We start from the raw sequence: 26,510 nt of genomic DNA on the forward strand, positions 1-26,510 counted from the left end.
GGAAAAGGTCTTGCCAATGGCCGATCCTGTTGTCAGACTTTATTGGTCGGACCATAACGCGGTCGTTGACCCCCTGCGGTTCGACCGTCCGGGTTGAGGTCGTGGACCGTCCCGCGGACCACCGGACATCGTGAGTTTCCACCCACCCCAGGTGGGCAGAGAAGGAGTGACATACGCATGGACTGGCGCCACAAGGCTGCCTGCCTCGATGAGGACCCGGAGCTGTTCTTCCCGATCGGTAACACCGGTCCCGCTCTGGCACAGATCGCGGAGGCCAAGAAAGTCTGCGCGCGGTGCGAGGTGCGCACCGAGTGCCTCACCTGGGCCCTCGAGGCCGGCCAGGATCACGGCGTCTGGGGCGGCATGAGCGAGGACGAGCGTCGAGCCATCAAGCGCCGCCAGTCCCGTTCCCGGGTCCGGCGGGCCTGACGTCGTCGATCAGCCGATCTGCGTTCCCGGCTGATCGACCCTGGCGCTGATGGTGGCCCGGGTACCTCTCCCGTCGGGATTGTTCTCGAGGGTGAAGGTGCCACCGAGGTCCTGGACCAGAGTCGTGACGATCGACAGTCCCAGGGACTTGCGGTGGTCCGAGAGGCTGAATCCTTCCGGAAGCGGTTTTCCGTCATTCCAGATCTCCACGATGAGCAGTCCCGCCCTGCGGTAGGGGTGGACCACCACCTCTCCCGAGGAGGAGGCCAGACTGTGCTCGATCGCGTTCTGGCACAGCTCGGTGGTGGCCAGTGACAGGGCCGTCGCGACATCGGCGCGGACCTTTCCGAAGCTCCCCTCCCGCCGCGCGACCACCCGGCCCGAGGAGGCCGCGACGTCGCCGACCATTCGCAGGATCCGGTCGATGACGTCGTCGAACTCGACGACGTCATCGAAGTTCTGGGACAGGATCTCGTGCACCACCGCGATCGCCGAGACTCTGGCCATCGCCTGCTTGAGGGCGAGTCTGGCGTCGTCATTGGTCATTCGCCGCGACTGCAGCCGCAGCAGGGCCGCCACCGTCTGCAGGTTGTTCTTGACCCGGTGATGGATCTCCCGGATGGTGGCGTCCTTGGTCACCAGCTGCCGGTCCCTGGTGCGCAGCTCGGTGAGGTCGCGCACCAGGATGAGGGTGCCCGCGGGCACCTCGAAGTCGTCAAGCCAGGTGCGCAGTGGCATCACCCGTGCCCTCAGCGTCGCCTCGGCGTTCTCGATGTCGGTCTCCCGCAGCGAGCGACCCTCCAGGTCCATCCCCACGGTCTGGCCGACGTCGCGCAGATTGGGGCACAGTTCCCGCACCACCGGGATGAGGTACTCCCCGTCCAGATCCCCCGACAGTCCGAGCTTGCGGAAGGCCGACATCGCGTTGGGGCTGGCATAGGTCACCATTCCGGTGGTCGCGACCCTCAGGACGCCGTCTGTCACCCCGGGCGCCAGGGCCCGGTCGTGTCCGGGGAAGAGCGGGAACTGGCCGTGGTGCAGCATCTCCGAGAGGATGCCAGCGATCTCCAGGTAGTTGTCCTCGGTCGACCCGGGGGCCCGCACCCCCATCTGGTTGGTGTGCCTCTCCACCACCGCGATGACCTCACCTTGGCGGATCACCGGAATGGCCCAGACATCGACCGGGATTCCGGCCGACAGCTTGTTGTTGCTGGTCTCGCACATCTGGCCGCTCATGAACGCCTCGGTGACGAGGTTCTCGTCGTCGTAGGCGATCGACTCCCCCACCACGTCGTCCTCCAGTGCGGTGGGTCCGGTGTCGGGACGGATCTGGGCGGCCGCCCAGTAGATCTGCGGGTTCTCGTCGGGGAGCCAGAGGATGAGGTCGGAAAAGGACATGTCGGCGAGGATCTGCCACTCCTCGACGACCTCGCCCAACCACGAGACGTCGTCGGCGTTGAGACGGCTGTGGCTCGCCATGAAACGGTCCATTGAGGGCATGGTCACACTCTATGGCCCGGTTCCCGGTCCGCACTCTCCGGTGCCCCTCACGGCCTCCCGATCGGCCACCGCCGTCCGGGACAGGGCTGCGAGATCCGGGCGTGGCGGCAGGCCATTTGGACGAGGCGGCTCAGTGGGGCAGAATATATGGTCGTTGCCGCGCATCCACGCGGCCCCTCCGTGGGGAGGGTGGACCGAGCTGAGGAGAGCGCCATGGGCAAGACTGGTCGTAAGCGTCGCGCGCGTCGCAAGAAGAACGCCAATCACGGCAAGCGTCCCAACGCCTGATCTGACGCACCATCCGGTGCGCCGTCCCCGGCTCCGTGACCGGGGATGCAACAGGGCTCCCGTCCGAGGACGGGAGCCCTGTTCGCGTCTTTACGCGGTTGTCTGTGCGCGGGATCTGTTCGCGGTGTCTCAGCCCTCGATGTGGAGCCGCACGACCCTCATCCGCAGCGACGAGGAGGCGCGCACCGTGTGGTGGCAGCGTCTCAGTGCCCGGCTGACAGCGGCCTCCAGATCGGCCTCGTCCAGGCAGGACTCGCAGGCGGCGAGGTGACGCCGGAAGGTGTCGGCCTCCTGTTCGTCGAGTTCGCCGTGCAGGAAGGCCTGGAGATGGCCCAGGGCCCAGTCGCACGCCTCCTCGGGACAGTGCGAGGGTTCCGGGGAGAAGGCGTCTTGTGCGCTCATGAGTGCACCTCCTGATCCAGGGTCTCCTGGTCGACCTTGCCGGCCAGCGGGCCGATCCCGTGGGCGCCGGCCACATCGACCAGCTGGGCCCGCAACTGCTTGCGGGCCCGGTTGAGTCGCGACATCACGGTGCCGATCGGGGTTCCCATGATCTGAGCGATCTCCTTGTACGAGAAGCCCTCGACATCGGCCAGCATCACGACCTGACGGAAGTCGTCCGACAGCCCCTCGAGGGCCTTCAGCACCTGGGCGTCGGGCATCGTGTCCAGCGCCTCGACCTCCGCCGACCGCAGCCCGGTCGCCTGGTGTGAGGCCGCGCGGGCGATCTGCCAGTCCTCGACATTCTCGTCGTCGGAGGTCTGGGGACGCCGCTGGGCCTTGCGGTAGGTGTTGATGTAGGTGTTCGTGAGGATCCGGAACAGCCACGCCTTGAGGTTGGTGCCCGGTCTGAACTGCTTGAACGAGGAGAAGGCCTTGGCGTAGGTCTCCTGGACGACGTCCTCCGCGTCAGCCGCATTGCGCGTCATCCGCAGGGCGGCGCCGTAGAGCTGGTCGAGGTAGCCCATCGCATCGCGCTCGAACCGTTCGGCCCGCTGCGCGTCGGTCTCCTCGGCCAGATCCGGGACTGCCCCGTCATCTGTCGGTGTGTCAGGGATGGTCATCGGCTGCAAGCGTAGTCCACCGGACCCACGACGTCCCGGGGCGACCAGCCCACCGGCCCGACGACCCGGGACCGGAGCGGTGCGCTCGCGGCACAGCATTGCACAAGCCATACAGCACCTAACGCCTGTACCGGCACGGTATTCCCGCCCGGACCGGCCCGTTGGCCGCCCCGACCGGCCCGGACGCCGGGCGGAAACCGACTTCGTTGGCACGATCTGCTTCCGCCGACCGCCCGGAGACGGTAGGAATAGAGGCATGAGCATCATTCGCGGCCTGGGCCGAACCCTGTTCGCAAGCTACTTCATCGTCAACGGGACCAACTCCGCGGTGAAGCCCGACTCCTTCGTGGCCGACGCCGAACCGGTCGCCGACCGCCTCGTCCCGCTGCTCCAGCGGACTCTGCCGCCGTCGGTGAGCGCCCGGATCCCCGAGGACACCAAGTCCCTGGTGCGTCTCAGCGGTGCGGCACAGGCCCTCGGCGGGCTGGCGATGGCCACCGGCCTGCTGCGCCGGGTCGGCGCCGCCACGGTGGCCCTCACGATGGTTCCCCATGTCATCGCCTCGGTTCCCGACAAGACCCTGTCCAAGGAGGAGAGGGCTGCCGGACGTCGCATCCTGCTGCGCAATGTCGCCCTGCTGGGAGCCGCGATGATGGCCTCCCGCGACACCGCCGGACGGCCCAGCCTCGCCTGGCGGGCCGACCAGCGCCGACAGGCCGTCAGCAGTGGCGCCCAGGACCTCCAGGACAAGGCCTCCAAGACCGCCCGCAAGAGCCAGAAGAAGCTGGCGAAGGCCTCCCGCAAGGCCCAGAAGAAGGTCCGTGCCTGAGTCCGGCTGGCCCGCGCCGACTGCCCCGGGCCCGGTGGACGCCCAGGTGGTCGTCCCCGGGTCGAAGTCCCAGACCAATCGCGCCCTGCTGCTGGCCGGTCTGGCCGACGGCCCCAGCACCCTCGACGGGGTACTGCGCAGCCGTGACACCACGCTCATGAGGGCCGGTCTGACCGCCCTCGGTGTCGGCTTCCAGGAGCTGGGCCCCGGCCGCCTGAGGATCCTGCCACCCGACCGACTGCACCATGCCGAGAAGCCCGTGGACTGCGGGCTGGCCGGCACCGTGATGCGCTTCCTGCCGGCCGCCGCGGCGACCGCTCCCGGACCCACCCGGTTCATCGGCGACCCGGCGGCCTCGGCACGCCCGGTGGCACCGGTCCTCGAGGGCCTGTCCCAGCTCGGGGTGCGGGTCGAGGGTGACCGGCTGCCGTTCACCGTCGACCCGCCGGCCCGTCTGGGCGGGCCCCGCGCGACCATCGACTCCTCGGGATCCAGCCAGTTCGTCTCCGCCCTGCTGCTGTCGGGGGCCCGCTACCCCCACGGCATCGACCTGCGCCATCGCGGTCCGGCGGTGCCCTCGGCCCCCCACATCGCGATGACCTGCACGATGCTCGCCGAGCGGGGGGTCGAGGTGAGCACCCCCGATCCGGATCACTGGCGGGTCCGCCCCGGCCCGATCGCCGCGATGGATGCCACCGTGGAGCCCGATCTCACCAACGCCGCGGTCTTCCTGGCCGCCGCGATGGTCACCGCCGGCCGCCTGACCATCCCGGGGTGGCCGGAGCGCACCACCCAGCCCGGGGTCGACTTCCTGGACGTCGCCCGGTCGATGGGCGCCCGGGTCGCGCGATCCGGGGACCGGTTGAGCGTCATCGGGGGCGAACAGCTCCACGGCGCCGAGGTGGACCTCCACGAGGCCAGCGAACTCACCCCGGTGGTCGCCGCCCTGGCGGCCCTGGCCCACGGCCGGACCCGGATCAGCGGGGTGGCCCACATCCGCGGCCACGAGACCGACCGGCTGGCCGCCCTGGAGGAGCAGCTGTCGGCGGTCGGAGCCGAGGTCCGCCAGACCCCCGACGGCCTGGTCGTGGAGGGTCGGGGCCCCGCCGCCCTGCACGGCGCCCTTCTGCGCTGCCACGACGACCACCGGATGGCCCACGCCGCCGCACTGATCGGCCTGGTGGTCTCCGGCGTCGTGCTGGACGACGTCTCCTGCACCTCCAAGACGATGCCCGACTTCCCGCAGATGTGGTCCGACATGATCGGTCCCCGATGAGCCCCCGCCGGCTGGCCTCCTCGGGGATCGACACCAATGACGAGGACGCCTACGACCGGCCCCGGCGTACCCGGCCGAGGACCAAGAACCGTCCCGACTACTCCACCCTGCCGATGGGCACCGTGCTGGGGATCGACCGGGGCCGCTACCGGGTCATGCTCGACGACCAGGTCCACGGCCACCAGCAGAAGCACCACCCCCATCGCCGGGACCACCAGGGGGCCGCGATCCCTGCCAGTGGTCAGGAGGTCGTCGCCGCCAAGGCCCGGCGGCTGGGTCGGCGCTCGGTGATCGTCGGGGACCGGGTCCGGCTGGACGGCGACACCTCGGGGGCCGAGGGCACCCTGGCGAGGATCGCCGAGACCGAGAAGCGCCGCAATGTGCTGCGCCGGACCGCCGATGACACCGACCCCTACGAGCGTCCGATCGTCGCCAACACCGACCAGATCTTCATCGTCACCGCACTGGCCGACCCGCCGCCGCGCACCGGGATGATCGACCGGATCCTGGTGGCCGCCTACGAGGCGGGCACCGAGCCGGTGCTGTGCCTCACCAAGGCCGATCTGGCGCCCGCCGACGAGCTGGCCGCGATGTACCGGCCGCTCGGGGTTCCGGTGGTCACCAGCTCTCCCGGCTCGGACCTGGCACCGCTGCGCGACCTGCTGACCGATCGGGTCACCGTGCTGGTCGGACACTCCGGGGTGGGCAAGTCGACGCTCATCAATGCCCTGGTGCCCGGAGTCAGCCGGCGCACCGGCGAGGTCAACGAGGTGACCGGGCGGGGTCGGCACACCTCCACCTCGGCACTCGCCCTGCCGCTGCCCGAGGGCGGATGGATCATCGACACCCCCGGGGTGCGGTCATTCGGGCTGTCCCATGTCACCGCCGACGACGTCCTGGCGGCCTTCCCCGACCTGGACCCGTTCACCGCCGACTGCCCGCGCGGCTGCCCGCACACCGCCGGCAGCCCCGAGTGCGGGCTCGACGAGGCGCTGGCGGCCGGCCGGATCTCGGAGGCCAGACTGGACTCCTTCCGCCGTCTGGACGCCGCCCGGACCCAGTGATCAGACCTCTGCGGCCCCGGCCTCTGCGAGCCCGACCTCAGGACTCCGACCCAGGACTCAGTGCCGGTCGAATCCCTCCAGGAAGGCGCAGATCTGGTCGGCCTCCTCGGCACGGTCGGTGAGATAGGGCATGTGGCCGGTCTCGAACCAGGCGTTCTCGATCCGGTCGAAGGCCTGCTGGGGCAGGCGGAGGTGGTCGACCATGTCCTGGGCGGCGAAGTACGGGGTGGCCAGGTCATAGCGGCCGTACTCGATGCGCAGCCGCAGGCCGGGCTGGGCCCGCATCACCCGCTCCAGCTTGTCGGTGACATTGACCGGCCGGCCCTCGAACTCGTGGTAGTTCCAGTGCTTCCACAGGTCGGAGGAGACCCGGTACTCCGCCTCCGAACGACTGCCGAGCTCATGGCGCAGGTAGTGCTGGGTGGCGGCGGTGAAGGCGCCCAGGGTGGCATCGCCGGAGGGGTCGGCGTCCATCATCTCGTCGGTGCCGCAACGCGACGGGCCGGTGTACCGGCCATCGATCCGGCCGACGGTCCGTCCCTCGGAGCGCAGCAGTTCGGTGCAGAACCGCATGTGCTCGATCCTCAGGTCGCACCGGTCGACGTACTGGGGTGACAGTCCGGCGATCCGGGCCAGCTCCGCCACCACCCGGGAGCGCTCCTCGGCCCCCAGCCGGCGCCCCTTCGCCAGGGCGAGCCGGTAGCGTCCGTCGGCGAACTCCTCGGCCTCGGCCAGCACCTCCGCCAGGGTGCGGCCGGGGTGCCTGCCGTGGTACCAGGCGATCGCCGCGTAGCTGGGCAGGAAGTGGATGCAGGCCTGGTCCCAGCGCAGGTTGTCGAAGTCCTGGGAGCCGAAGTCCAGGACACTGGAGATCAGCACGATGCCGGCCAGGTACATCCCGTGGGCCTCCTGGAGGCGCTCGGCCACGCTCACCGCGCGCACCGTGCCGTAGGACTCCCCCAGCAGGTAGATCGGGCTGGTCCACCGGTCGTTGCGGGTGCACCATACCCGGATCAGTTCGGCGACCTGCTCGACATCGGCCTTCCAGCCGTGCCAGCGGCCCGGCCGGGTTCCGTCGACCACCCGCGAGTAGCCGGTCGACATGGCGTCGATGACGACGATGTCGCTGCCGCGCAGCAGGGTGTGCGGGTTGTCGATGAGCCGGAAGGGTGCGACGGCGGGGGCGCTCGGGGTGCCCGCGTCGACCACCCGGGGACCGACCAGCCCCATGTGCAGCCACATCGACGCCGATCCCGGCCCTCCGTTGAAGACGAAGGTGATGGGACGGGTGGCCGCATCGGCGTCGTCGAGGGTGTAGCCGGTGACACCCATCAGTGCGGTGGGGACGGTGCCCCTGGCCACCCCGTCGGCGATCTCCTCGGTGCCGACCAGGATCCGGCCGGTGACCGCGGTGTAGTGGAGGGTCCCCTCGGGGGTCTCCAGGGTGTGGCGGGTGGTCACCAGCTCGTCGGCCGGGGGCGGGCTCCCTGGGGTCTGCGCGGAGGGGGTGGTCGCCGGGTCGCTGGACAGGTCGGGCATGGGTCAACTCTATTCACTAGCGTGGGGCCATGACCGACTACACCGATGACCTGCGCCTGGCCCATCTGATGGCCGACGACGCCGACTCCATCACGATGGCCCGCTTCCGTGCCGCGGACCTGCACGTCTCCTCCAAGCCCGACCACACCGAGGTGAGCGACGCCGACCTGGCGGTGGAGGACTCGGTGCGCCGCACCCTGGCGAAGAGCCGCTCCCGCGACGCCGTCCACGGCGAAGAGCGCGACGACTCCGGGCAGGGCCCGCGTCGCTGGATCGTCGACCCGATCGACGGCACCGCCAACTATGTGCGCGGGGTCCCGGTGTGGGCCACCCTCATCGGGTTGAGCGTCGAGAACCATGTGGTGGCCTCGGTGGTCTCGGCTCCTGCGCTGAGGCGCCGCTGGTGGGCCGCCGAGGGATCGGGGGCGTGGACCGGGACCTCCCTGCTCAAGGCCCGGCCCATGCACGTCTCGGGGGTCGCCCGGCTGGAGGACGCCTTCCTGTCCTACTCCTCCCTGCACGGCTGGGTGGAGAGCGGTCGGGGTCGCGGTTTCGGCGAGCTGATGCGCACGGTGTGGCGGACCCGCGCCTTCGGCGACTTCTGGTCCTACATGCTGGTGGCCGAGGGGTCGGTCGATCTGGCCTGCGAGCCCGATCTGAACCTCCACGACATGGCGGCCCTGGACGTCATCGTGCGGGAGGCCGGTGGCCGGTTCACCTCCCTGGAGGGGGCCGACGGACCCTGGGGGCCCAATGCGATGGCCAGCAACGGGCTGCTGCACGACGAGGCCCTGGCGATGGTGCGGGCCGACCCGACGGACTGAGTCGTCGCGGGCGGCTCGCCTCGCCCCGGGCGTGCAGGGGCCCCGCCGATCACGGATCGGCGGGGCCCGGTGTCCTGTGTCTGCTTGTGTCGGGCGGGCTCAGAGCACCCGGGCCCTGATGGTGCCCTCCAGGTGCGCCACCTGGGACAGCAGGTCGCGGTCGGTCTCGTCGATGTCGACGACGGCGTAGCCCAGCTCGTCGCGGGTGGCCAGGGCCTGGTAGGTGACATTGCCGCCGTAGTCGGCGACCAGCCGGTTGAGGTGGGCCATCACCCCGGGGATGTTGTGGTGCAGGTGTCCGATCCTGGTCCCGGACCTGGGCGCCGGGGAGATGTCGGGCAGGTTGACGCTCATGCTCGTCGACGCGTTCTCCGTGTAGTCGATGAGCTTGTTGGCGACGTAGCGGCCGATGTCGACCTGGGCCTCCTGGGTCGATCCGCCGACATGGGGGGTGAGGATGACGTTGTCGAGAGTGGTGAGCGGGGAGACGAAGGGCTCGTCGCCGGACCTGGGTTCGCTGGGGAAGACGTCGAGGGCCGCGCCGGCGATGTGTCCGGTCCGCAGGTTCTCGGCCAGCGCGTCGATGTCGACGATACTGCCGCGCGACAGGTTGAGGAAGAGCGACCGGGGCCGCATCATCTCGAACTCGGCGGCGCCGAACATGCCGACATTGTCGGGACGTCCGTCGACGTGGATGCTCACCGTCTCGACGGTCTGGAGCAGTTCCTCCAGGGACTCGCACTTGTGGGCATTGCCCATCGGCAGCTTGTCGGCGACGTCGTAGAACCACACCTGCATGCCGAGCGCCTCGGCGACGACCGACAGCTGCGAGCCGATATTGCCGTAGCCGACGATGCCGAGCTTGCGGCCGCGGATCTCGTGGGAGCCGACCGCGGTCTTGCGCCAGGACCCGTGGTGCATCTGGGTGTTGCGGTCGCCCAGTCGCCGGGCCAGCGCGATGATCTCGGCGATCACCAGTTCGACCACCGACCGGGTGTTCGAGTAGGGGGCGTTGAAGGCCGCCACACCGGCCTCCGCCAGGGCGTCCAGGTCCATCTGGTTCGTGCCGATGCAGAACGCCCCGACGGCTGTCAGCGAACTCCCCCGGGCCTCGATGACACGCTTGGTGACGCCGGTGCGCGATCGGATGCCCAGCAGGTCGACGCCGTCCAGGGCCTCGATCAGCGCGTCCTCCCCGAGAGCCTTGCTGAGCCTCTCCACCTCGTAGCCTTCGGATCGTAGGGTCCTGACGGCCTCGTCGTGGATGTTCTCGAGCAGGAGTGCCTTCATGTCGCCCTAGTCTAGGGAGTCTGAAATGGCCGTCTCACACGATGGAAGCAGCGCCGCCGGGTGGTAATGGGGGCGCCCGGGGGCAGAGTGCACGGCGGCGGGGTGCGCGGCGGCCAGTTCAGGTTCTGATGCGTGGCACCGCCGCCAGCAGTTCCCGGGTCACCCGGTGCTGGGGGTCGGCGTAGACCCGCGCCAGATCGCCTGACTCCACGATCGCGCCGTGCTGCATCACCGCCACCTCGTCGCACAGGTGGCGCACCACGGTGAGGTCGTGGGAGACGAAGACCATCGTGAGGTTGCGGGCACTCACCAACTCTGTGAGGAGGTTGAGCACCTGGGCGCGCACCGAGACGTCCAGCGCCGAGACCGGTTCATCGGCCAGCAGAACGTCGGGACGGGTGACCAGGGCCCGGGCGATCGCGATCCGCTGACGCTGCCCCCCGGAGAACTCGTGGGGGAAGCGCCCCGCGGTGGCAGGGTCGAGACCGACCTCGGTCATCACCTGGACCAGCCGTTGGCGCACCTGCTCCCGCGAACCCGCCGCGCCGCTCAGCACCGGGGAGCGCAGCGGCTCGGTGATGGTGCGTGCCACGCTCATCCGGGGATCCAGGGAGGAACGCGGATCCTGCAGCACCAGGGCGACGTCGGCACGCAGGTCGGCGAGCTGTCCCGGACGCCTGCCCAGGATCGAGCGTCCACGGAACCTCACCTGCCCGGAGTCGGGTCGCTGAAGTCCGGCGAGCACCCTCAGCAGGGTGGACTTGCCCGATCCGGACTCACCCACCAGTCCGATCCGGCGGCCGGTTCGAACCTTGAGACTGAGATCGTCCAGCACCTGGAGGCCGCCGCGGGAGCGTCCCAGATGCAGGCTGAGGTGGCTGGCCTCCAGCTCGGGCACAGGCTCGGGAGCAGTGGAGTCGGCAACTGCGGAGTCGCTCATTCGTCCTCCAGGATGATCCGCTGGCCGGGCTCGACCAGATCCAGTTGGGCCGCCCGCAGCAGCCGGCGGGTGTAGGGATGCTCGGGGTGGCTGAGCACCCGGTCGACCGGTCCGCTCTCGACGAGGGACCCGTCGCGCATCACCATGATATCGGCGCACACCTGGGAGACCACGGCCAGGTCGTGGGAGATGAACAGGCAGGCCGCGCCGACGGCGTCCAGCACCTCGTCGAGGATCTTCAGCACGCGCGCCTGGACGGTGACGTCCAGGGCGGTGGTGGGCTCGTCGCAGATCACCAGGTCCGGGCTGTTGACCAGCGCCATCGCCATCAGGGCCCGTTGCCGCTGGCCCCCCGACAGCTGGTGAGGGTAGGACTCGGCGACCCGGTGCGGCTCGGTCAGACCCACCTGCTCGAGCATCTCCACCACGGCCTGTCGCGCCGAGGAGGCCGAGGAGTTGTGGAGCCGGAGCGCCTCGGCGACCTGCCGGCCGACCTTCATGGTGGGGTCCAGGGCGGTCATCGGCTCCTGGAAGACCATCGTCATCTGGTCCCCGCGCAGCCGCGACATCTCGCGGTCGCCCAGGCCCAGCAGCTCGCGGCCCCGCCAGCGGACCGAGCCGCTGACGTGGGCGTTGTCGGGCAGCAGGCCCATCAGGGCCAGGGCGGTGACCGACTTGCCCGACCCCGACTCACCGATCAGACCGAGGCGCTGACCCGGTGCGATGGTGAACCCGATGTCGCGGACCGCCGGCCGGTGGCGTCGTCCGAAGTCGATGCTGAGATGGTCCACGGCCAGCAGTCCCGCCTCCCTCGGGGACGCCGCGGTGGTCCTCCGGTCGACCGGGCTGGTTGTCTCGTCTCCGGCTGTCGTCATCTGAGCTCCCGCAGGCGTGGATCGAGGAAGTCCCTCAGGCCGTCCCCCAGCAGGGTGAACCCCATCACCGCGGCGGCGATCGCCAGTCCGGGCCACAGGGTCTGGACGGGGCTGTTGAACAGGTAGGTCTGGCTGTCGCGCAGCATCCTGCCCCAGGTGGGAACGGTGGCCGGGGTGGCCAGGCCGAGGTAGCTCAGCGCCGCCTCGGCGAGGATCGCCATCCCGTAGGAGACCGAGGCCTGGACCCCGATCAGCGGTGCGATGTTGGGCAGCACATGGCTGCGGGCGATGCCCCAGGAGCTGATCCCCGAGGAGCGGGCGGCCAGCACGTAATCCTGACTCATCACCTGCCAGGTCGCCGATCGGGTGATCCGTGCGAAGACCGGCACGGTGGACACCCCGATGGCGATCATTCCGGTCAGCGTCGACCCGCCGACCGCCGCGGCCAGAATGATGGCCAGCAGCAGGGCGGGGAAGGCGTAGAGCAGGTCGGAGGCCCGGGAGGCCACCCGTGACCAGGGCCGGTTGAGCATCGCCGAGGCGATTCCCCAGGGCACTCCCAGCCCGGCGGCGATGACCACCGAGACGACGCCGACCAGCAGGCCGATCCGGGCTCCCACCAGCAGTCTGGAGGCGATATCGGCGCCGAACCCGTCGGTGCCCAGCAGGTGGTGCAGGGACGGCCCCTGGAGTCGTTCGGCGGGCACCACCAGGGAGGGGTCGACGGGGGTCCAGAACACCGACACCACGGCCGCGACCAGGATGACGCCGATCAGTACCGATCCGATCACCAGTCCAGCACGTCTCATGACTGCGCCCCCTCCAGGCCCGAGGACACCCGCAACCGCGGGTCGATGAGAATGACCAGGGTGTCCACCAGGAAGGTGATGAGCAGCACCAGCCCCACCAGGATCATCACGACGTCGGCGACCACGGTGAGGTCCCGCAGGGAGACGGCGTCCAGCAGGTAGGAGCCCAGCCCGGGGATGACGAAGACCTGCTCCACGACGATCGCCCCGACCAGCAGGGTCGACAGCTGCAGGCCGACCACCGTCACCAGGCTGATCGAGGCGTTGCGCAGGCCGTGCCGGATCAGTGCGGGCCGCAGTCGCCAGCCGACCGCCCGGGCGGTTCGCAGATGGTCGTCGGCGAGGATGTCGATGAAGGCGCTGCGCACGTACCGGGCCAGCACCGCCGACTGCACGATCGCCAGGGCGCAGACCGGCAGCAGGAGATGGCGGAACCACTGCCAGGGGCTGTCCAGCAGCGGCGTGTAGCCGCCGGCCGGCAACCAGCCGAGGGTGACCGAGAAGAGCAGGATCAGCAGGATCCCGGCCAGGAAGGCGGGGACGCTCATGAGGATCTGGGACGCCACCGAGACGACCAGACCACGCACCCTGCGCCGGTGCACGGCCGCGTAGATCCCGACCGGGATGCAGGCCGCGATCGCCAGCGCCATGGCCCCGACGACCAGCCAGCCGGTCACCGCCAGTCGGGAGACGATCTCAGGGGCGATCGGTTCCCCGGTGATCGCCGAGGCGCCCAGGTTCCCGCTCAGCAGGTGCCCCATCCAGTCCAGGTATCGGGCGGTGAGGGGTCGGTCCAGGCCGAGCTGGTGGCGCAGCGCGGTCGCCGCCGCGGGGTCGGCATTGGTGCCCAGCATCACCTGGGCGACGTCTCCGGGCAGCAGGTTGAGCAGGGCGAAGACGATGACCGAGGCGATCAGCAGGCTGATCAGCAGTTCGACCAGGGGGCGGGCCAGGCGCCGCAGCACAGTCATCGGGACTCCCGGACCGAGGTGAGGTCGAAGCTCAGGCTGGCGGCGTTGTGCTGCAGCCCGGTGACTCCGGCGCGGGTCACGGTGATCTTCGGCATCAGGTAGAGGAAGTCGCTGGCGGCGTCGTCGGCCAGCATGACGGAGGCCTGTCGCATCCTGGCGGTCGACTGGTCGGCGGGGCCGCTGATCGCCTGGCTCACCAACGCGCTGAAGGCGGGGTTGCGGTATCGCCAGTAGTAGGTGGGGCTGGCCCAGTTGACGATGTCGCGGGGCTCGACGTGGGCGATGACGGTCATGTCGTAGTCGGCGCGGGTGTAGACGACGTCGAGCCAGCGGGCCGGGAACTCCAGCTCGTCGGTGACCACCGTGATCCCGATCCGGGCCAGCATCGAGGTGATGACCCGGGTGGAGGCGGTGGCGTAGGGAAGGCTCGGGACCCTCAGTCGAAGGGTGAGGCCGTGGCCGTATCCGGCCTGCTTGAGCAGGGCGCGGGCGCGGGCGGGATCGTAGGGCCAGCGGGTCGACAGGTCGGTGTACCAGGGGTCGGTGGGTGGCACCATCGATCCGATCAGGGTGCCCTGGCCGTTGGAGACGACGTCCATCAGTCCCCGCCGGTCGATGGCCATCAGGATCGCCTGGCGGACCCGCCGGTCCGACAGCGCCCTGGTGGAGTTGTTGAGTCCGAGCACCACCTCGCCGTTGGTGGTGCCGCGCCACACGGTGAACCTGCTGGGGTCGGAGAACCGGGAGAGGGCCTGGGGGGTGGGCAGGTCGGTGACGACGTCGAGATCCCCCGACAGCAGGGCGGCGGTCTGCGAGGTGGGGTCGGAGTAGTAGCTGAACCGGATGCTGCGGACCTGGGGGCGCTCGTGCCAGGCCGTCGGGGAGACCTGGAGGTCGACCTCCTGGCCCGGTGAGAAGCCGGTGACCCGGTAGGGGCCCGAGCCGGCGGGGTGGACCGCGAGGTCTCGGGTGTGGGCCAGGTCGATGACCACCCCGGCGCTGCCCGCCAGGTTGTAGATCAGCAGGTTGTCGCGGTGGGCCAGTCTCAGCACCACCCGCTCCCCCTCGGCGTCGATCGACCGGATGGCCGAGAGCTGGGTCTGGAGCACCGGGCCGGACTTCTTGGAGCGCAGCAGGTTCAGGGAGGCCGCCACCGCGGCGGCGTCCACCCGGGCTCCGGAGGCGAACCGGGCCCGGTCGTCGAGGGTGAAGGTGTAGGTCAGCCCGTCGGGGCTCACCGTCCACTGCCGGGCGAGCAGGGGTCGCAGGGTGCCGGAGTCGTCGACCCTCACCAGGGTCTCGTAGACGTTGTAGAGCAGCACCTGGGGAATCGCCGCCGCGGTGTTGGAGACCAGGTCGAGGGTCGCCGGGGCCGCCGTTGCCCCGATCACCAGGGTGCTCTGCGGCCGCTCGGGGGAGCAGCCCGCCAGACCGGTCAGTGCCAGCGCGGCGGCACCGATCACCGCGACCGCCCGCAACAGTCTTCCCATGGCATCCTCCTTCCCGTTCTGGTGGGCCATGAGCCTACGCATCCCGTGGGCCTTCACCGACCGAGTCCTCACCCGAGGGACCGCATTCATCGCGCACGGCGGCAATCTTGCGAGACCGGCCGCCGATCTTGGTCGGTTCCCACAATGACTCCGAGGACCGGGCCCGGCAGGGAACGCGTTTCCAGGGACAGGGTCTGCGAGTCCGTCACCGCAGCGCACCACCGAGCAGCGGACCGAGGGGTCCGGCCAGGGCGCGCCAGGCCCACCAGCTGCATGCGGCCACCGGCACCGCCATGACGAGGCACCACAGCGCCGCCGGGACGCCGGTGAGGCGGGCCAGCGCTCCCGGATCCTGGTCGCGATCGCCGTGCACGGCCACCGCCACCAGGTGTCGCCAGGCGCCGACCACCAGCACCGCGCCCAACCACACCACCGCGGCGGCCGACCACCGAGGGGTTCCGCTCCACCACAGCGCGCCGACGGCGGCGGCCAGGGCCACCACCCAGGCCATCGTGAACAGGGAGCGCACCCGCACCAGCACGCCGAGGAGGATCAGCAGGACCGCCAGCAGCACCGCACCGGCATGACCGCCGACCGCCGCCTGGATGGCTGCCGCACCCACCAGGGCGGGCATCGGGTAGCCGGCCACCGCGGTGAGCACCACGGCAGGCCCGTGGCGTCGTCCCACGGTGACGGTGTGTCCCGACATGTCGGGGCTGATGACGAATCCCGAGAAGCGGCGCCCGCACAGCAGACCGACCCCGGCGTGGCCCAGCTCGTGGACCAGGGTCACGACCGGCCGGATCACCCGCCAGACCGGTGGCACCAGGACGCTCAGCACGGCCAGCGCCAGGGCGCCGGGCGGCCACCCCGGGACCACCGGCCGGCCGGCGCCGATCGTGGCGCCCAGCCGTACCAGCAGCGCATCGAGCAGACCTCTCCAGTTCACCCGTCCATGATGGCGCGAGCACCTGGCAGGTCCGGACAGGTCGGGTCCGCCGGGCCCACGATTTGCCCTTGTGGTGCCCGGACGGTAGTGTTTCCTCTTGCGACGCGGGGTGGAGCAGCTCGGTAGCTCGCTGGGCTCATAACCCAGAGGTCACAGGTTCAAATCCTGTCCCCGCTACGAGGAAGACAGATATCCCGGTGCCAGAGATGGCACCGGGATATCTGTGTCTCGGCGCAGTGGTGGTCGAACTCGTGGTCCCGGTCGCCCGGCCTCGGCGAGTTTGTGTCGGGCAGGGCCCGCGTGCAACAATGTCGGGGCCGACGCGGGGTGGAGCAGCTCGGTAGCTCGCTGGGCTCATAACCCAGAGGTCACAGGTTCAAATCCTGTCCCCGCTACGAGGAGAACACAGGTCCCGGTGCCAGAGATGGCACCGGGACCTGTGCATGTCCGCCGTTCCGTGGCGCTCTCCCGGGACCCGGAGGCCGGTCCCCAGGCCGCAAGTCAGCGGCCGGGGCCCAGCGGCCGCAGATCAGCGCTGGAACCTCCCCCACCTCGAGCCGATCTCGTCCCACACCTTCCGGCCCGAACCGATCAGGGTGTCGACCAAGTCCCGGCCGAGACCGGCCGCCCCTCCCACCGAGCGACGAAGAATGTCGTCGGGCGCCCCGTTGAGCACATCGACCAGAACCGGAACCGCCTCGGGCGGCACCACTCCCGCCGACAGGGCGGGCAGATTCCTCAGCGGCAACTCGTCGACGGTGTGCTCCATCATCCGGCGGAACCTCGGGTCGGGCTGGCTGGCCGCCACCCGCCGCATGATCATCGCGTGGATCGCAGCGCCCACCGGATGGCTGCGGGTCTCGCGCAGCACCGAGGTCGCGGTGAACGGACGGGCGGGCGGCTCGGCCGGCACCGGCCTGCCCAGCCGGGCGGCGAAGGCCTCCTCGGATGCCGCCACCAGCGGCGTCCAGGCCTTCTCGGCGGCGTGGTCGACACCTCCGGTGACCCGCAGTTCGCGGACCTCGACGATCTGCTGGCAGGATCGCGCCACCTCGACGCTGAAGGCGCCCGAGGGGACCCGCCAGTCATGGTCATCGACGTCCCAGAAGGCCAGCTCGCGGGCCTCGACGCCCACCTCCACCCGCCGGGTCTGCCCCGCGGTCAGATGGACCTTCGCGAAGCCGGCCAGCCATCGTCTCGGACGGGAGGTGATCCCGGTGCGGTCGGCCAGATACACCTGCACGACGTCGTCGCCGGCCCGGGAACCGACGTTGGCGACCTCGAGGCTCACCGAGAAACCCTCCCCGGCGGTGATGTCGGTGGCGCTCAGCGCGACCTCCCGCCACTCGAAGTGGGTGTAGGACAGCCCGTGCCCGAAGCAGAATGCCGGGGTGATCGACTCGGTGGTGGTGTGCCGGTAGCCGACCGCAGGCCCCTCCCGGTACTGCACCAGATGGCCGGTCCCGGGGAACCATCGGTCGGACGCCACCTCGGACAGATCATGGGGCCAGGTCTCGGCCAACCGGCCGCCCGGGTCGACGTCGCCGACCAGCACATCGGCCAGCGCCGCTCCCCCGGCCTGACCGCCCAGACCTGCCAGCACGACGGCTCCGGCCCGGTCCGCCCAGGGAAGTGAGACCGGAGAGCCGGAGCAGACCACCACCGCGGTGTGCGGGTTGGCGGCCAGCACCGCGCGCACCAGGGCGTCGTGCTGGGCGGGGAGGTCCAGCCCGGTGCGGTCGTATCCCTCCGACTCCATCTCCTCGGGCAGCCCGACGACCACCACTGCGGCGTCGGCGTCACCGGCCCGTTCGGCGGCCTCGGCGACCAGGACCGCGTCGGTGCGATGGTCGTCGGGGTCGTATCCGCGCGCGTAGCTCACCTGGAGGTTCTTGGTCCTCAACCCCTCCAGCAGTCCGGTGACCCTGGTGGGGTTCACCTGGGAGGACCCCGCTCCCTGGAACCGCGGGCGCGCCGCGAAGGCGCCGATCAGCGCGACCCGGGCCCCGGGGGCCAGCGGAAGGACGCCGTCGTTGGCGGCCAGCACGGTTCCGGCGGCCGCGGCCCGGCGGGCCAGACGGTCGTGCTCGACCACCGGCAGCTCGGTCACCGGCGGCGGGCTCACCCGGTCGGCCAGATCGGCGACCCGCTGGGCCGAGGTGGCCACCGCCTCGGCCGACAGGCGTCCCGATCGCACGGCCGAGGCCACCGACCGGTCGAATGCGCCGTGGCTGGAGGGCATCTCCAGGTCCAGGCCGGCCTCCAGGGCGGCGACCCGGTCCCAGACCGCCCCCCAGTCGCTCATCACCAGTCCGTCGAATCCCCACTCTCGGCGAAGGGTGTCGGTCAGCAGGGCCGCGTCGGTGGTCGCCGCGGTGCCGTTGATCTGGTTGTAGGAGGCCATCACGGCGGCCGGCCTGGCCCGCCGCACGACGGTCTCGAAGGCCGCCAGATAGATCTCGTGAAGGGTCCGCTCGTCGACCACGGCGTCCACGCACAACCGCATGGTCTCCTGGTTGTTGACCGCGAAGTGCTTGACGCAGGCGCCGACCCCTCGGCCCTGGATGCCGCCGATGACCGCGGCGGCCAACTCGCCGGCCACCACCGGGTCCTCCGAGAGGTACTCGAAGTTGCGCCCACCGAGGGGATGGCGCTTGATGTTGATCCCCGGCCCCAGGATCACATCGACCCCTCGCACACCGGCCTCCACGGCCAGGGCGCCACCGATCTCCGCCGCCAGATCCCGGTCCCAGCTGGATCCGAGCACCACCGCGGTCGGGAAGCAGGTCGCCGGCAGCGACCCGCCCTCCTGATCGGGCACCCGCAGACCGCCCGGCCCGTCGGACAGTCGCAGCGGCCGCAGTCCGGTCCCGGTGGACGCCTCGGTGTGCCAGTCGTCGGCTCCCGACAGCAGCCGGATCTGGTCGGTGAGGGGCAGGTCATGGACGTCAGCCGATGTCATGGCCCCACCCTATGCGCCGTGCGGTGCCCGGGAGCGGTCCTCAGGGCCGATACCCCGGCGTCCTCACCTCACCTGTCCCAGCGCCCGGGTGACCAGCTGGCGGGCCTTCTCGACCTCCTTCTGGTAGCCGGCCAGGTCGCCGGCCGACAGGGCCTTGTCGGCCGCGGTGAAGGCGGCCTGGGCCTGGCTGAGCAGCTGTCTGGCCTGGGCGGAGGTGGCGGGCGGCGCAGAGCCGCCCGAGGAGCCGGACCCGGAGTCCTGGTTCTCGGCGGTCTGGGCCCCGGCGTCTCCCCCGAAGACCTGGTTGAGCGCCTCCTGGAGGGTGCCGCCGATACCGACATGGGTGCCGAAACGAACCGCCACGAACCGCAGTACCGGATACCCGCCCGAACCGGTCTGCCGCTGGGCGTAGATCGGCTGGACGTACAGCAGCCCGCCGCCGACCGGCAGGGTCAGCAGGTTGCCCAGGGTGGCGCTGGCCGATCCCTTGTTCTGGTAGGGCAGCAGCTTCGCCGAGACATTCGTGTCAGAGTTGATGGCGCTGGCCGTCTGGTTGGGGCCGTCGATCTGGGTGGAGCTGGACATCCGCAGCACGCGGATCTTCCCGTAGTCCGGTTTCGTGGCGTCCGAGCCGACGGCCATGTAGGCGGCCAGGTTCTCCCTCTTGTTGGGCACCATCGCCGCGGTGCTGCGGAAGACCGGGGTGCTCTCCCCCGGCCAGCGAATGGTGAGGTAGTAGGGCGGTTCGGTGCCCTGGTTGCTGCGCACCGGGTCCTCGGGAGCCTCCCACAGGTCATTGCGCTGGTACCAGGTGTCGGGATCGGTGGTGTGGTAGCGACCCAGGATCTGCCGTTGGACCTTGAACAGGTCCTGCGGGTACCGGACGTGCTGGAGAAGGTCCGCCGACATCGCCGTCCGCGGCTTGACCAGACCCGGGTAGACCTTCTGCCAGGACTTGAGGATCGGGTCGCTCTGGTTCCAGGCGTACAGCTGGACCGTGCCGTCATAGGCGTCGACGACCGCCTTGACGGAGTTCCGGATGTAGTTGACCTGCTCGTCGGGCTGCGCCTGGCGCTGTTGGGAGTTCGAGTCGCTGCTGGCCTGGCGCAGGTCCACCCGCGTGGAGTTCGGGTAGTTCCCGGAGGTGGTGTACCCGTCGACGATCCACACCAGACGTCCGTTGACCAGACTGGGCAGGGCGTCGCTGTCGACCTTGAGCCAGGGCGCGACCCGGGTCACTCGGTCCAACGGGGTGCGGTCGTAGAGGATCCTGGAGTCGGAGTGCACGCGGTCGGAGAGCATCAGGTTGATGTCGGCGAACTTGGTTGCGTACATCGCGCGGACCAGCAGGTTGCCGACCCGCACGCCCCCCTTCCCGTCATAGGTGCTCTTGCTCTCCGAGCCGGTGGCCCCCTGGCCGCCGCCGGGGGTGTCCAGCTCGACGGGACTGGCTCCCGGCCGGGCGCCCACGACCACGTACTGGGTGGACCGCTCGCCGTAGTAGATCCGCGACTGGGTCTCCTTGAGGGCCCCGACGGTGGGGATGTCCCGGGCCAGCCACTGCGGCTCCCCGGAGACCTGCCCCTTGTTCCCGTAGGCGGCCACCAGTCCGTATCCATGGGTGTAGACGGTGTGGACGTTGTTCCAGCTCTTGTCGGTGACACCGGCCAGATCGATCTCGCGGGCGGCCACCACGGCGTCGGTCGTGGTTCCGTCCACCCGGTACCGGTCGACGTCCAGGGTGCCGGGGAAGGAGTAGAAGCCGCGCACCTGCTGGAGCTGCTCGAAGGTGGGTCCGAGCACCGCCGGATCCATCAGCCGGATGGCCGGCAGGGCCTCGGCGTCTGCCTTCAGCTGGCCGGCGCTGGCACTGGTCCTGGCCGAGTAGTCGGAGATCGTGGTGCCGGCCACACCGAAGGCCGCGCGGGTCGCCGCGATGTTGTTGACGATGTAGGGGCGTTCCTTGTCGGGTGCGTCGGGAGAGACCGAGAAGCGCTGCATGAACGCCGGGTAGATGCCCTGGACGATGATCGTGGCGACCAGCATCAGGACGATTCCGACGCCGGGCACACCCCAGTGGCGGAGTTTGGCGTTGACCAAGAACAGCGCCGCGACCAGGAAGCAGATCACCGCCACGATGGCCTTGGCGGTCACCCGGTAGTGGTCCGCGGTGTACCCGATTCCGGTGAACAGCGGGCTCTGCGACACCGCCAGCCCGTAGCGGCTCAGCAGGCTGGACAGCCCGATCAGCACCAGCCCGACGGCCACCAGCACCGACAGGTGGGCCTGGGCCCGGGGACTGAAGAGGTGCTGGTGCTCCCGTCTGGTCCGCGACGTCCCACCAGGAGTGAGGATCGCCGGGGTGAGGATGGTCACCGCACCCCTGGCGAGGTAGACCGCCAGTGCGCCGATCAGGGCGAGCACGACGGCGGTGATGCCCATGTTCACCAGGAAGCGCAGCCAGGGGTAGGTGAACAGGTAGAAGGACACGTCGATCCCGAAGTAGGGGTCCCTGGTCCCGGTCGGGGTGCGATTCCACCAGGCGAGCATGGTGGGGGTCTCGGCGGCCGCCGAGAATCCGGCAAGCAGACCGACGAAGAGCGAGGGCACCAGGATCGCGGTGCGACGGTGGCTCTCCAGGAATCCCTGGTCGGTGCGCCCGCGTGAACCGGTGGTTTTGCGCCGGCCGCCGGGCCGTCCGGTCCCCCCGGAGCCGGAGGGGTGCTCCGGGTCACCGGCCCTCCCGGCGGGTTCGGGCCGCTGCGAGGCCTTCCGGCGCGACATCCGGAAGGCGATCACCATGTTGATGGCGGTGCCACCGCTCACCAGCACCATTCCGGCCACGAAGAGTCCGGCGGCGGCCAGCAGCCGCACCAGATAGACGTCCCGGTAGCCGACCGCGGAGTACCACAGGAGATCGGTGGTGATGGTCGAGGCGATCGACCAGGCGATCAGGAGCCCGACCACCGCAGCCGCCACGATGAGCAGCACTCGCGACCTCCCTCGGGGCGCGGATCCGCCGACGATCCTGGGCATCGGTCGAGTGGTGCTCACTGTGGCTCCATCCCTGAGTGGTCGGGTTGTGCATCATCGGGTCCGGGGAGGTCGTCGGTCCCGGAGTCGTCGAGGGTGCTCAGCAGTGCGGCCTCCAGGGAGGGAACCAGGTTGGCCGCTCCCAACAGCTCGTCGGGATGACCGAGCACCCGGGCGACCGAGAAATGGCTCCCGTCGCGCATCGCCCCGCTGACCACCCTCAGGTCCTGACGGCGGGGATGGCCTGCCACGTACTCGGCGGCCCGGTCGGGGTCCTCGGGGATGGAGGCCTCCTCGTCATCGGGCAGGAAGACGCGTTCGACGCTCACCGCGACGCCCTGGACGGTCGGCGGCCAGGCGATGGCCGACAGTGTCTGCTCCAGGTGGTCGCCGCCGTGGAAGTCCTCCTGCTCGACGCTGGACAGGGAGTCGGGAGATCCCGCCGACAGCTGGCCCACAAGACTGGGCTCGGCGGCCAGCAGATCTGCGGTGGGCACCAGGGCGAACAGCCGGGCCGGCAGCCCCCAGCCCTCCGCGCCGAGGAACCGGTCGATCTCGGTGAGAGCCGCCACCAGCGGGTCGGACCGGTGGTCGGCACTTCTGCCGCAGCGGGCGGTGCTGTTGCAATCGCGCGTGATGTTGGAATCGGCCCTGCTGCCGCAGTCGGCCTCAGTGCCGCAGTCGTCCGTGGTGCCGCCGGCCGCGGTGCGGGCACCGGCCTGGCGGGTGTCGTCGCTCAGCAATGCGGGATCTCCTTGGCGTCGGTGCCCTGGCGCAGCTTCTGCAGGGCCGAGATGGCGTCCTTGAGGGTCGAGACCTTGACCAGCGTCATCCGGGTGGAAACCCCCTGGACGTCGCGGCAGTTGGCGGAGGGCACCAGGAAGATGCGGGCGCCGTCGCGCTGGGCTCCGGCAATCTTCTCCTGGATGCCGCCGATGGCCCCGATGGTGCCGTCGGGAGAGATCTCACCGGTGCCGGCGACGTTGAGGGTGCCGAGCAGATCTGTGCTGGCGATCGTCTGGTAGACCCCCAGCGAGAGCACCAGACCGGCGCTGGGCCCGGTGATGCTGCTGGGCACCCCGAAGGTCACGGTCGGGGCGTAGCGGTAGCCGGTCGACAGGCTGACCCCGATCAGCGGGGTCCGGGGGTCGCTGCGGGAGGCTGAACTGACCACCTGGACGTTCCTGGCGGCGCCGCCGCGCAGCACGGCCATCGCGACCGTGTCTCCCACCCGGTGGCGACGGATCGCCCGCTGGACGTCGGCCACCGACTGGACGGCCGTGCCGTCGACCTTCTGGATCAGATCACCGGGGACGAGGGTGTTGTAGGAGGGCCCGCCCACCGTGACCGCATCGATCATCGGCATCTCGGTGACGGGCTGACCGGCGGCCCTCAGGGCGGCGACCACGGCGTCGCGCTGGGAGGTGTCCATGCTCTGGACCTCGGAGGCCTTGACCTCGTCGGCGGACTGGCCGGCCGGGTATATCGCGTCGCGCTGGATGACATCGCGGTGCGGCAGCCAGTAGGCGACGAGGGCCTCCACAAGGCTGAGACGACCGTCGACGGTCGTCATGGAGACGGTGGTCATCCGCAGCTCGGCCCGGGAGGTGCGGGTCGGCAGTCCCTGAACCTGGATGAGGGGTCGTCCCTGATCGGTGGAGGCCAGCACATTGACCGTGCGACCGGGGGCCCAGCTCACGAAGGGCACCGGGACGAAGGACATCGCGATGATGAGAATCAGGACCACGACCGCGGAGATGAGGGCGGTGGCCCGGTAGCCACCCTGCCCGGGATCCCTGCGGGTCCGCGGGCTGCGACTCCCGGGCCACCGCCAGTCCTCCACGCTGAGGGTGCTGCGCCCAGCGGGAGCGCGATCGGGAGCAGGAGCGGACATGGCCGTCATGCTACCCGCGACCCCCCGATGGACCGACAGTCCGTGTCGGGGGCCGATTGCACCCCAGGGACCACTATGGGTGGTGCCACCGGCTCTCTAGACTGGGTGGACCCCAGGAATCACACCTCAGGAGATGGGCATGAACGACGGTCCGCACGACTCGACCCCCGATCCGGGCCAGCCCGATCCCGACGACATGGCCGAACAGTTCCGCAAGATGATGCAGCAGTTCGGCCTCCCGATGCAGGGAGACCCCGCCGACTTCATGTCCCAGCTGTCCCAGATGCTTCAGGGCATGTCGGTTCCCGGCACGGGCGCCCCGGTCGGCTTCCAGGCCCCCGGCCAGCAACCGGGCCGCGCCGGCGCGCTGGACTGGAACCGGATCAAGGACCTGGCCCGTCATGTCGCCGCCACCAAGGGTCCGGACCCGACCCCGGGCAGAGGCGACCGGGAGGCTCTGCTGGACGCCTCGCGGCTGGCCGAGAACTGGCTGGACCAGGCCTGTGAGTTCGCCCAGGTGGCGGCACAGCCCGAGGCCTGGAGCCGCGCGGAGTGGATCGAGAACACCTTCGGCGCCTGGCAGAAGGTTGTCGAACCGGTGCTGACCTCGTTGACCTCGGCGATGACGAACCTGCTGGTCCCCGACTCCGGGGAGAATCCTCAGGATCCGATGGCGGCCCTGGGCGCGATGATGGGCCCCGTCCTGCGTCAGATGGCGTCGATGCTCTACGGTTCGCAGCTGGCGGAGGGACTCGCCGATCTGGCCGTCACCACCGTCAGCGGCACCGAGATCGGCCTCCAGGTGCTGCCTCAGGCCCAGGTGGTGCTACTGCCGTCCAACATCGCGGCCGCCTGGAACGACCTGGACCTGGACCCACGCGACATCGAGATCTACCTCGTGCTGCGCGAGGCCGCCCGCCAGCGGCTGTTCAATGCCGTGGGATGGCTGGGACCACAGCTGCTGGCCCTGGTGGAGCACTACGCGCGAGGGATCCGGATCGACTCCTCGGCCATCGAGGACGCCGTCGACGTCGACGATCTGTCACAGCTCACCCCGGACAAGATCCAGGAGCTGTCGCGACGCCTTCAGGGCCGGCTCTTCGAGCCGACCCGCACCCCCGAGCAGGAGGGGGTGCTGTCCCGCCTGGAGACCCTGCTGGCGCTGATCGAGGGGTGGGTGGACGAGGTCACCAGTCAGGTGGCCGGGCTGTGGATGCCTCAGCACGCCCAGCTGGAGGAGGCCGTCCGTCGGCGTCGGGCCACCTCCAGTCCCGCCGAGGCCTTCTTCTCCTCCCTACTCGGACTGCAGTTGAGCCCCCGGAGGGTGCGCGACGCCGCGAATCTGTGGGCGGCACTGCGCGACGGCCGCGGCACGGTCGGACGTGACGCCGTGTGGCACCACCCCGATCTGATGCCGACCGCCGCCGATCTGGACGACCCGCTGGGCTATGTCTCCGGGGAGTCGGTCCACAACGGCGACGAGATCACCGCCGACCTGGACGCCGAGCTCGAGGAGTTGCTGCGCGCCGAGGGCGAGGACGACTGAGTTCCAGTCCGCAGCCGCCCGGATCTGACTCGACAGCACACCGGGATCCGACTCGACGGCACGCCGGGTTCCGACTGGACGGCGCATCGCTCCCCCGCCGTGCAGCGAGGGGCCGGCTCCCGGTCAGTCCTCGGCCAGGTCGTCGTCCAGACTGTTCTGGTCGTGGGTCCGCTGAGTGGCCCAGCTCCATCCCAGCAGGAAGCCGTCGGCCTCCTGGGCTCTGGGAAGGCAGCCGGCCAGGGCGCGGAACGCCGGGCCGTGGTTGGCGTGCACCAGGTGGCACAGCTCGTGAATGAGGACGTGGTCGATCACCCAGGGTGGGAACCCGATCATCCGGTCCGACACCCTGATCTGGCCGCTGGCCGGGGTGCACGAGGCCCAGCGGTGCTGCTGATTGCCCACCCAGCGCACGGAGTCGAGCCCGAGGGCGTAGCCGACCCTCGGTTCGATGTACTGCCGGGCAAGTGCTCTGGCCCGGCGTGTCAGGTCGACCGGCCCGGTGCCGTGGTGGTCCCGGTTTTCCCTGGCCAGCAGCTTGCCGACCAGCGCATCGACCTGACGCTGCTCGCTCTGCGGATCCATCTGGTCGGGCACCATCACGAGGATGGCGTCCCCCTCGCGCCTGGCGGCCAGAGTCCGCCGACGACGGGCGCTGCGTCGGATGATCACCCTGGGCGCAACGCCCAGGTCGACCGGTCGGGAGTCCGCAGGGATCCCGGTGGGAAGGTCCGGCGCCTCGGCGAGGCCGGACTCGTCGAAGATGGCGGGCTGGTGAGTCATGACACCATCATGGCGGTGACCACTGACAGTTCTGTGCACGCCGCCAGTTCTGTGCTCGCGGCGTCCGGCTGACCGACAGAGCTCTCGCCCCGGACCCGTGCTGTCCGGGTGTCCGGCGTTGTCGAGATCTCCTGGGTTGTCTGTGCTGTCGGGGTTGT

At 70.2% G+C, this 26,510-nt stretch carries 23 protein-coding genes and 2 tRNA genes; 9 read left to right on the forward strand and 16 right to left on the reverse strand.

The window, feature by feature from the left end; all coding sequences use genetic code 11:
- Positions 1-177 precede the first annotated feature (177 nt).
- Positions 178-429: a WhiB family transcriptional regulator gene (locus H590_RS0108915; protein ID WP_028703279.1), complete on the forward strand. Its 252-nt coding sequence runs from the start codon at positions 178-180 to the stop codon at positions 427-429.
- A 9-nt stretch (positions 430-438) separates the two neighbouring features.
- Here the strand turns inward: H590_RS0108915 and H590_RS0108920 are convergent, their stop codons facing one another.
- Positions 439-1,929, reverse strand: coding sequence for a sensor histidine kinase (locus tag H590_RS0108920; protein WP_028703280.1), 1,491 nt, complete (start codon positions 1,927-1,929; stop codon positions 439-441).
- 213 nt (positions 1,930-2,142) lie between these two features.
- On the opposite strand from H590_RS0108920, the gene H590_RS19425 reads away from it, so the two are divergent.
- Positions 2,143-2,217, forward strand: coding sequence for a 50S ribosomal protein bL37 (locus H590_RS19425; protein ID WP_373887156.1), 75 nt, complete (start codon positions 2,143-2,145; stop codon positions 2,215-2,217).
- Between the two features lie 129 nt (positions 2,218-2,346).
- On the opposite strand, the gene H590_RS0108925 is transcribed toward H590_RS19425, so the two are convergent.
- Complete coding sequence (locus H590_RS0108925) at positions 2,347-2,619, reverse strand: zf-HC2 domain-containing protein (RefSeq protein WP_028703281.1); 273 nt, start codon at positions 2,617-2,619, stop codon at positions 2,347-2,349.
- Positions 2,616-3,281, reverse strand: a complete 666-nt coding sequence (locus tag H590_RS0108930) for a sigma-70 family RNA polymerase sigma factor (RefSeq protein ID WP_051238359.1) — start codon at positions 3,279-3,281, stop codon at positions 2,616-2,618. The genes H590_RS0108925 and H590_RS0108930 overlap by 4 nt, the downstream gene beginning before the upstream one ends.
- A 256-nt stretch (positions 3,282-3,537) precedes the next feature.
- On the opposite strand from H590_RS0108930, the gene H590_RS0108935 reads away from it, so the two are divergent.
- From H590_RS0108935 to rsgA, 3 genes are read left to right on the forward strand one after another with little or no spacing between them, the layout of a single operon-like run.
- A complete protein-coding gene (locus H590_RS0108935) occupies positions 3,538-4,110 on the forward strand; it encodes a DoxX family protein (RefSeq protein ID WP_028703283.1) in 573 nt (190 codons plus the stop codon).
- Positions 4,103-5,386, forward strand: a complete 1,284-nt coding sequence (gene aroA / locus H590_RS0108940) for a 3-phosphoshikimate 1-carboxyvinyltransferase (protein ID WP_028703284.1) — start codon at positions 4,103-4,105, stop codon at positions 5,384-5,386. Before H590_RS0108935 ends, aroA begins: the two co-directional genes overlap by 8 nt.
- Positions 5,383-6,450 (forward strand): ribosome small subunit-dependent GTPase A, encoded by a 1,068-nt coding sequence (gene rsgA, locus H590_RS0108945; protein WP_028703285.1) that lies wholly within the window; start codon positions 5,383-5,385, stop codon positions 6,448-6,450. Before aroA ends, rsgA begins: the two co-directional genes overlap by 4 nt.
- Positions 6,451-6,507: 57 nt before the next feature.
- On the opposite strand, the gene H590_RS15840 is transcribed toward rsgA, so the two are convergent.
- The gene (locus H590_RS15840; RefSeq protein WP_084149396.1) at positions 6,508-7,989 is read right to left on the reverse strand and encodes a S10 family peptidase; all 1,482 of its coding nucleotides are present in this window, start codon (positions 7,987-7,989) and stop codon (positions 6,508-6,510) included.
- A gap of 29 nt (positions 7,990-8,018) precedes the next feature.
- Here H590_RS15840 and H590_RS0108955 point away from each other — a divergent pair, with 29 nt between their 5' ends.
- A complete protein-coding gene (locus H590_RS0108955) occupies positions 8,019-8,813 on the forward strand; it encodes an inositol monophosphatase family protein (RefSeq protein ID WP_028703286.1) in 795 nt (264 codons plus the stop codon).
- A gap of 99 nt (positions 8,814-8,912) precedes the next feature.
- On the opposite strand, the gene serA is transcribed toward H590_RS0108955, so the two are convergent.
- The 7 genes from serA to H590_RS0108990 form a co-directional block, all read right to left on the reverse strand.
- Positions 8,913-10,103 carry a phosphoglycerate dehydrogenase gene (gene serA / locus H590_RS0108960; RefSeq protein ID WP_028703287.1) on the reverse strand — a complete coding sequence of 397 codons (1,191 nt, stop codon included), beginning with the start codon at positions 10,101-10,103 and terminating at the stop codon, positions 8,913-8,915.
- Between the two features lie 118 nt (positions 10,104-10,221).
- The gene (locus tag H590_RS0108965) at positions 10,222-11,043 is read right to left on the reverse strand and encodes an ABC transporter ATP-binding protein (RefSeq protein WP_051238361.1); all 822 of its coding nucleotides are present in this window, start codon (positions 11,041-11,043) and stop codon (positions 10,222-10,224) included.
- Positions 11,040-11,918, reverse strand: coding sequence for an ABC transporter ATP-binding protein (locus H590_RS0108970; protein WP_084149397.1), 879 nt, complete (start codon positions 11,916-11,918; stop codon positions 11,040-11,042). Before H590_RS0108970 ends, H590_RS0108965 begins: the two co-directional genes overlap by 4 nt.
- Positions 11,915-12,727, reverse strand: coding sequence for an ABC transporter permease (locus tag H590_RS0108975; protein ID WP_028703290.1), 813 nt, complete (start codon positions 12,725-12,727; stop codon positions 11,915-11,917). The genes H590_RS0108970 and H590_RS0108975 overlap by 4 nt, the downstream gene beginning before the upstream one ends.
- On the reverse strand, positions 12,724-13,698 hold the full coding sequence (locus H590_RS0108980) for an ABC transporter permease (protein ID WP_028703291.1): 975 nt from the start codon (positions 13,696-13,698) through the stop codon (positions 12,724-12,726). The genes H590_RS0108975 and H590_RS0108980 overlap by 4 nt, the downstream gene beginning before the upstream one ends.
- Entirely contained in the window at positions 13,695-15,188 is a 1,494-nt protein-coding gene (locus H590_RS0108985; RefSeq protein WP_028703292.1) for an ABC transporter substrate-binding protein, read from the reverse strand. Before H590_RS0108985 ends, H590_RS0108980 begins: the two co-directional genes overlap by 4 nt.
- A gap of 205 nt (positions 15,189-15,393) precedes the next feature.
- A complete protein-coding gene (locus H590_RS0108990) occupies positions 15,394-16,137 on the reverse strand; it encodes a M50 family metallopeptidase (protein WP_028703293.1) in 744 nt (247 codons plus the stop codon).
- Between the two features lie 103 nt (positions 16,138-16,240).
- Between H590_RS0108990 and H590_RS0108995 the strand changes: the two genes are divergently transcribed.
- A tRNA-Met gene (locus H590_RS0108995) sits at positions 16,241-16,314 on the forward strand.
- Positions 16,315-16,458: 144 nt separating this feature from the next.
- A tRNA-Met gene (locus tag H590_RS0109000) sits at positions 16,459-16,532 on the forward strand.
- 134 nt (positions 16,533-16,666) lie between these two features.
- On the opposite strand, the gene H590_RS0109005 is transcribed toward H590_RS0109000, so the two are convergent.
- From H590_RS0109005 to H590_RS0109020, 4 genes are all read right to left on the reverse strand, one after another.
- The gene (locus H590_RS0109005) at positions 16,667-19,099 is read right to left on the reverse strand and encodes a glycoside hydrolase family 3 C-terminal domain-containing protein (protein WP_028703294.1); all 2,433 of its coding nucleotides are present in this window, start codon (positions 19,097-19,099) and stop codon (positions 16,667-16,669) included.
- A 63-nt stretch (positions 19,100-19,162) separates the two neighbouring features.
- On the reverse strand, positions 19,163-22,153 hold the full coding sequence (locus H590_RS0109010) for a UPF0182 family membrane protein (protein ID WP_232020983.1): 2,991 nt from the start codon (positions 22,151-22,153) through the stop codon (positions 19,163-19,165).
- Positions 22,150-22,770 carry a PPA1309 family protein gene (locus H590_RS15845; protein WP_232021121.1) on the reverse strand — a complete coding sequence of 207 codons (621 nt, stop codon included), beginning with the start codon at positions 22,768-22,770 and terminating at the stop codon, positions 22,150-22,152. Before H590_RS15845 ends, H590_RS0109010 begins: the two co-directional genes overlap by 4 nt.
- 98 nt (positions 22,771-22,868) lie before the next feature.
- Complete coding sequence (locus H590_RS0109020) at positions 22,869-24,035, reverse strand: YlbL family protein (protein ID WP_414973637.1); 1,167 nt, start codon at positions 24,033-24,035, stop codon at positions 22,869-22,871.
- A gap of 130 nt (positions 24,036-24,165) precedes the next feature.
- On the opposite strand from H590_RS0109020, the gene H590_RS0109025 reads away from it, so the two are divergent.
- Positions 24,166-25,572 (forward strand): zinc-dependent metalloprotease, encoded by a 1,407-nt coding sequence (locus tag H590_RS0109025; RefSeq protein WP_028703297.1) that lies wholly within the window; start codon positions 24,166-24,168, stop codon positions 25,570-25,572.
- Between the two features lie 123 nt (positions 25,573-25,695).
- On the opposite strand, the gene H590_RS15850 is transcribed toward H590_RS0109025, so the two are convergent.
- Positions 25,696-26,352, reverse strand: a complete 657-nt coding sequence (locus tag H590_RS15850) for a M48 metallopeptidase family protein (protein WP_084149399.1) — start codon at positions 26,350-26,352, stop codon at positions 25,696-25,698.
- Positions 26,353-26,510 lie beyond the last annotated feature (158 nt).

Source organism: Acidipropionibacterium jensenii DSM 20535, from assembly GCF_000425285.1.
GTDB lineage: Bacteria > Actinomycetota > Actinomycetes > Propionibacteriales > Propionibacteriaceae > Acidipropionibacterium > Acidipropionibacterium jensenii.

Excerpts from the sequence above, each read along its gene's own strand:
- H590_RS0108925 (WP_028703281.1), bottom strand. The coding sequence starts at position 2,619 with ATGAGCGCACAAGACGCCTTCTCCCCGGAACCCTCGCACTGTCCCGAG.
- H590_RS0108975 (WP_028703290.1), bottom strand. The coding sequence starts at position 12,727 with ATGAGACGTGCTGGACTGGTGATCGGATCGGTACTGATCGGCGTCATC.
- H590_RS0108955 (WP_028703286.1), top strand. The coding sequence starts at position 8,019 with ATGACCGACTACACCGATGACCTGCGCCTGGCCCATCTGATGGCCGAC.
- serA (WP_028703287.1), bottom strand. The coding sequence starts at position 10,103 with ATGAAGGCACTCCTGCTCGAGAACATCCACGACGAGGCCGTCAGGACC.
- H590_RS0109025 (WP_028703297.1), top strand. The coding sequence starts at position 24,166 with ATGAACGACGGTCCGCACGACTCGACCCCCGATCCGGGCCAGCCCGAT.
- rsgA (WP_028703285.1), top strand. The coding sequence starts at position 5,383 with ATGAGCCCCCGCCGGCTGGCCTCCTCGGGGATCGACACCAATGACGAG.
- H590_RS15850 (WP_084149399.1), bottom strand. The coding sequence starts at position 26,352 with ATGACTCACCAGCCCGCCATCTTCGACGAGTCCGGCCTCGCCGAGGCG.
- H590_RS0108935 (WP_028703283.1), top strand. The coding sequence starts at position 3,538 with ATGAGCATCATTCGCGGCCTGGGCCGAACCCTGTTCGCAAGCTACTTC.
- H590_RS0108970 (WP_084149397.1), bottom strand. The coding sequence starts at position 11,918 with ATGACGACAGCCGGAGACGAGACAACCAGCCCGGTCGACCGGAGGACC.
- H590_RS0108930 (WP_051238359.1), bottom strand. The coding sequence starts at position 3,281 with ATGACCATCCCTGACACACCGACAGATGACGGGGCAGTCCCGGATCTG.
- H590_RS15840 (WP_084149396.1), bottom strand. The coding sequence starts at position 7,989 with ATGCCCGACCTGTCCAGCGACCCGGCGACCACCCCCTCCGCGCAGACC.
- H590_RS0108915 (WP_028703279.1), top strand. The coding sequence starts at position 178 with ATGGACTGGCGCCACAAGGCTGCCTGCCTCGATGAGGACCCGGAGCTG.
- H590_RS0108980 (WP_028703291.1), bottom strand. The coding sequence starts at position 13,698 with ATGACTGTGCTGCGGCGCCTGGCCCGCCCCCTGGTCGAACTGCTGATC.
- H590_RS0108920 (WP_028703280.1), bottom strand. The coding sequence starts at position 1,929 with ATGCCCTCAATGGACCGTTTCATGGCGAGCCACAGCCGTCTCAACGCC.
- H590_RS0108985 (WP_028703292.1), bottom strand. The coding sequence starts at position 15,188 with ATGGGAAGACTGTTGCGGGCGGTCGCGGTGATCGGTGCCGCCGCGCTG.
- H590_RS0109005 (WP_028703294.1), bottom strand. The coding sequence starts at position 19,099 with ATGACATCGGCTGACGTCCATGACCTGCCCCTCACCGACCAGATCCGG.
- H590_RS0109020 (WP_414973637.1), bottom strand. The coding sequence starts at position 24,035 with ATGACGGCCATGTCCGCTCCTGCTCCCGATCGCGCTCCCGCTGGGCGC.
- H590_RS0108965 (WP_051238361.1), bottom strand. The coding sequence starts at position 11,043 with ATGAGCGACTCCGCAGTTGCCGACTCCACTGCTCCCGAGCCTGTGCCC.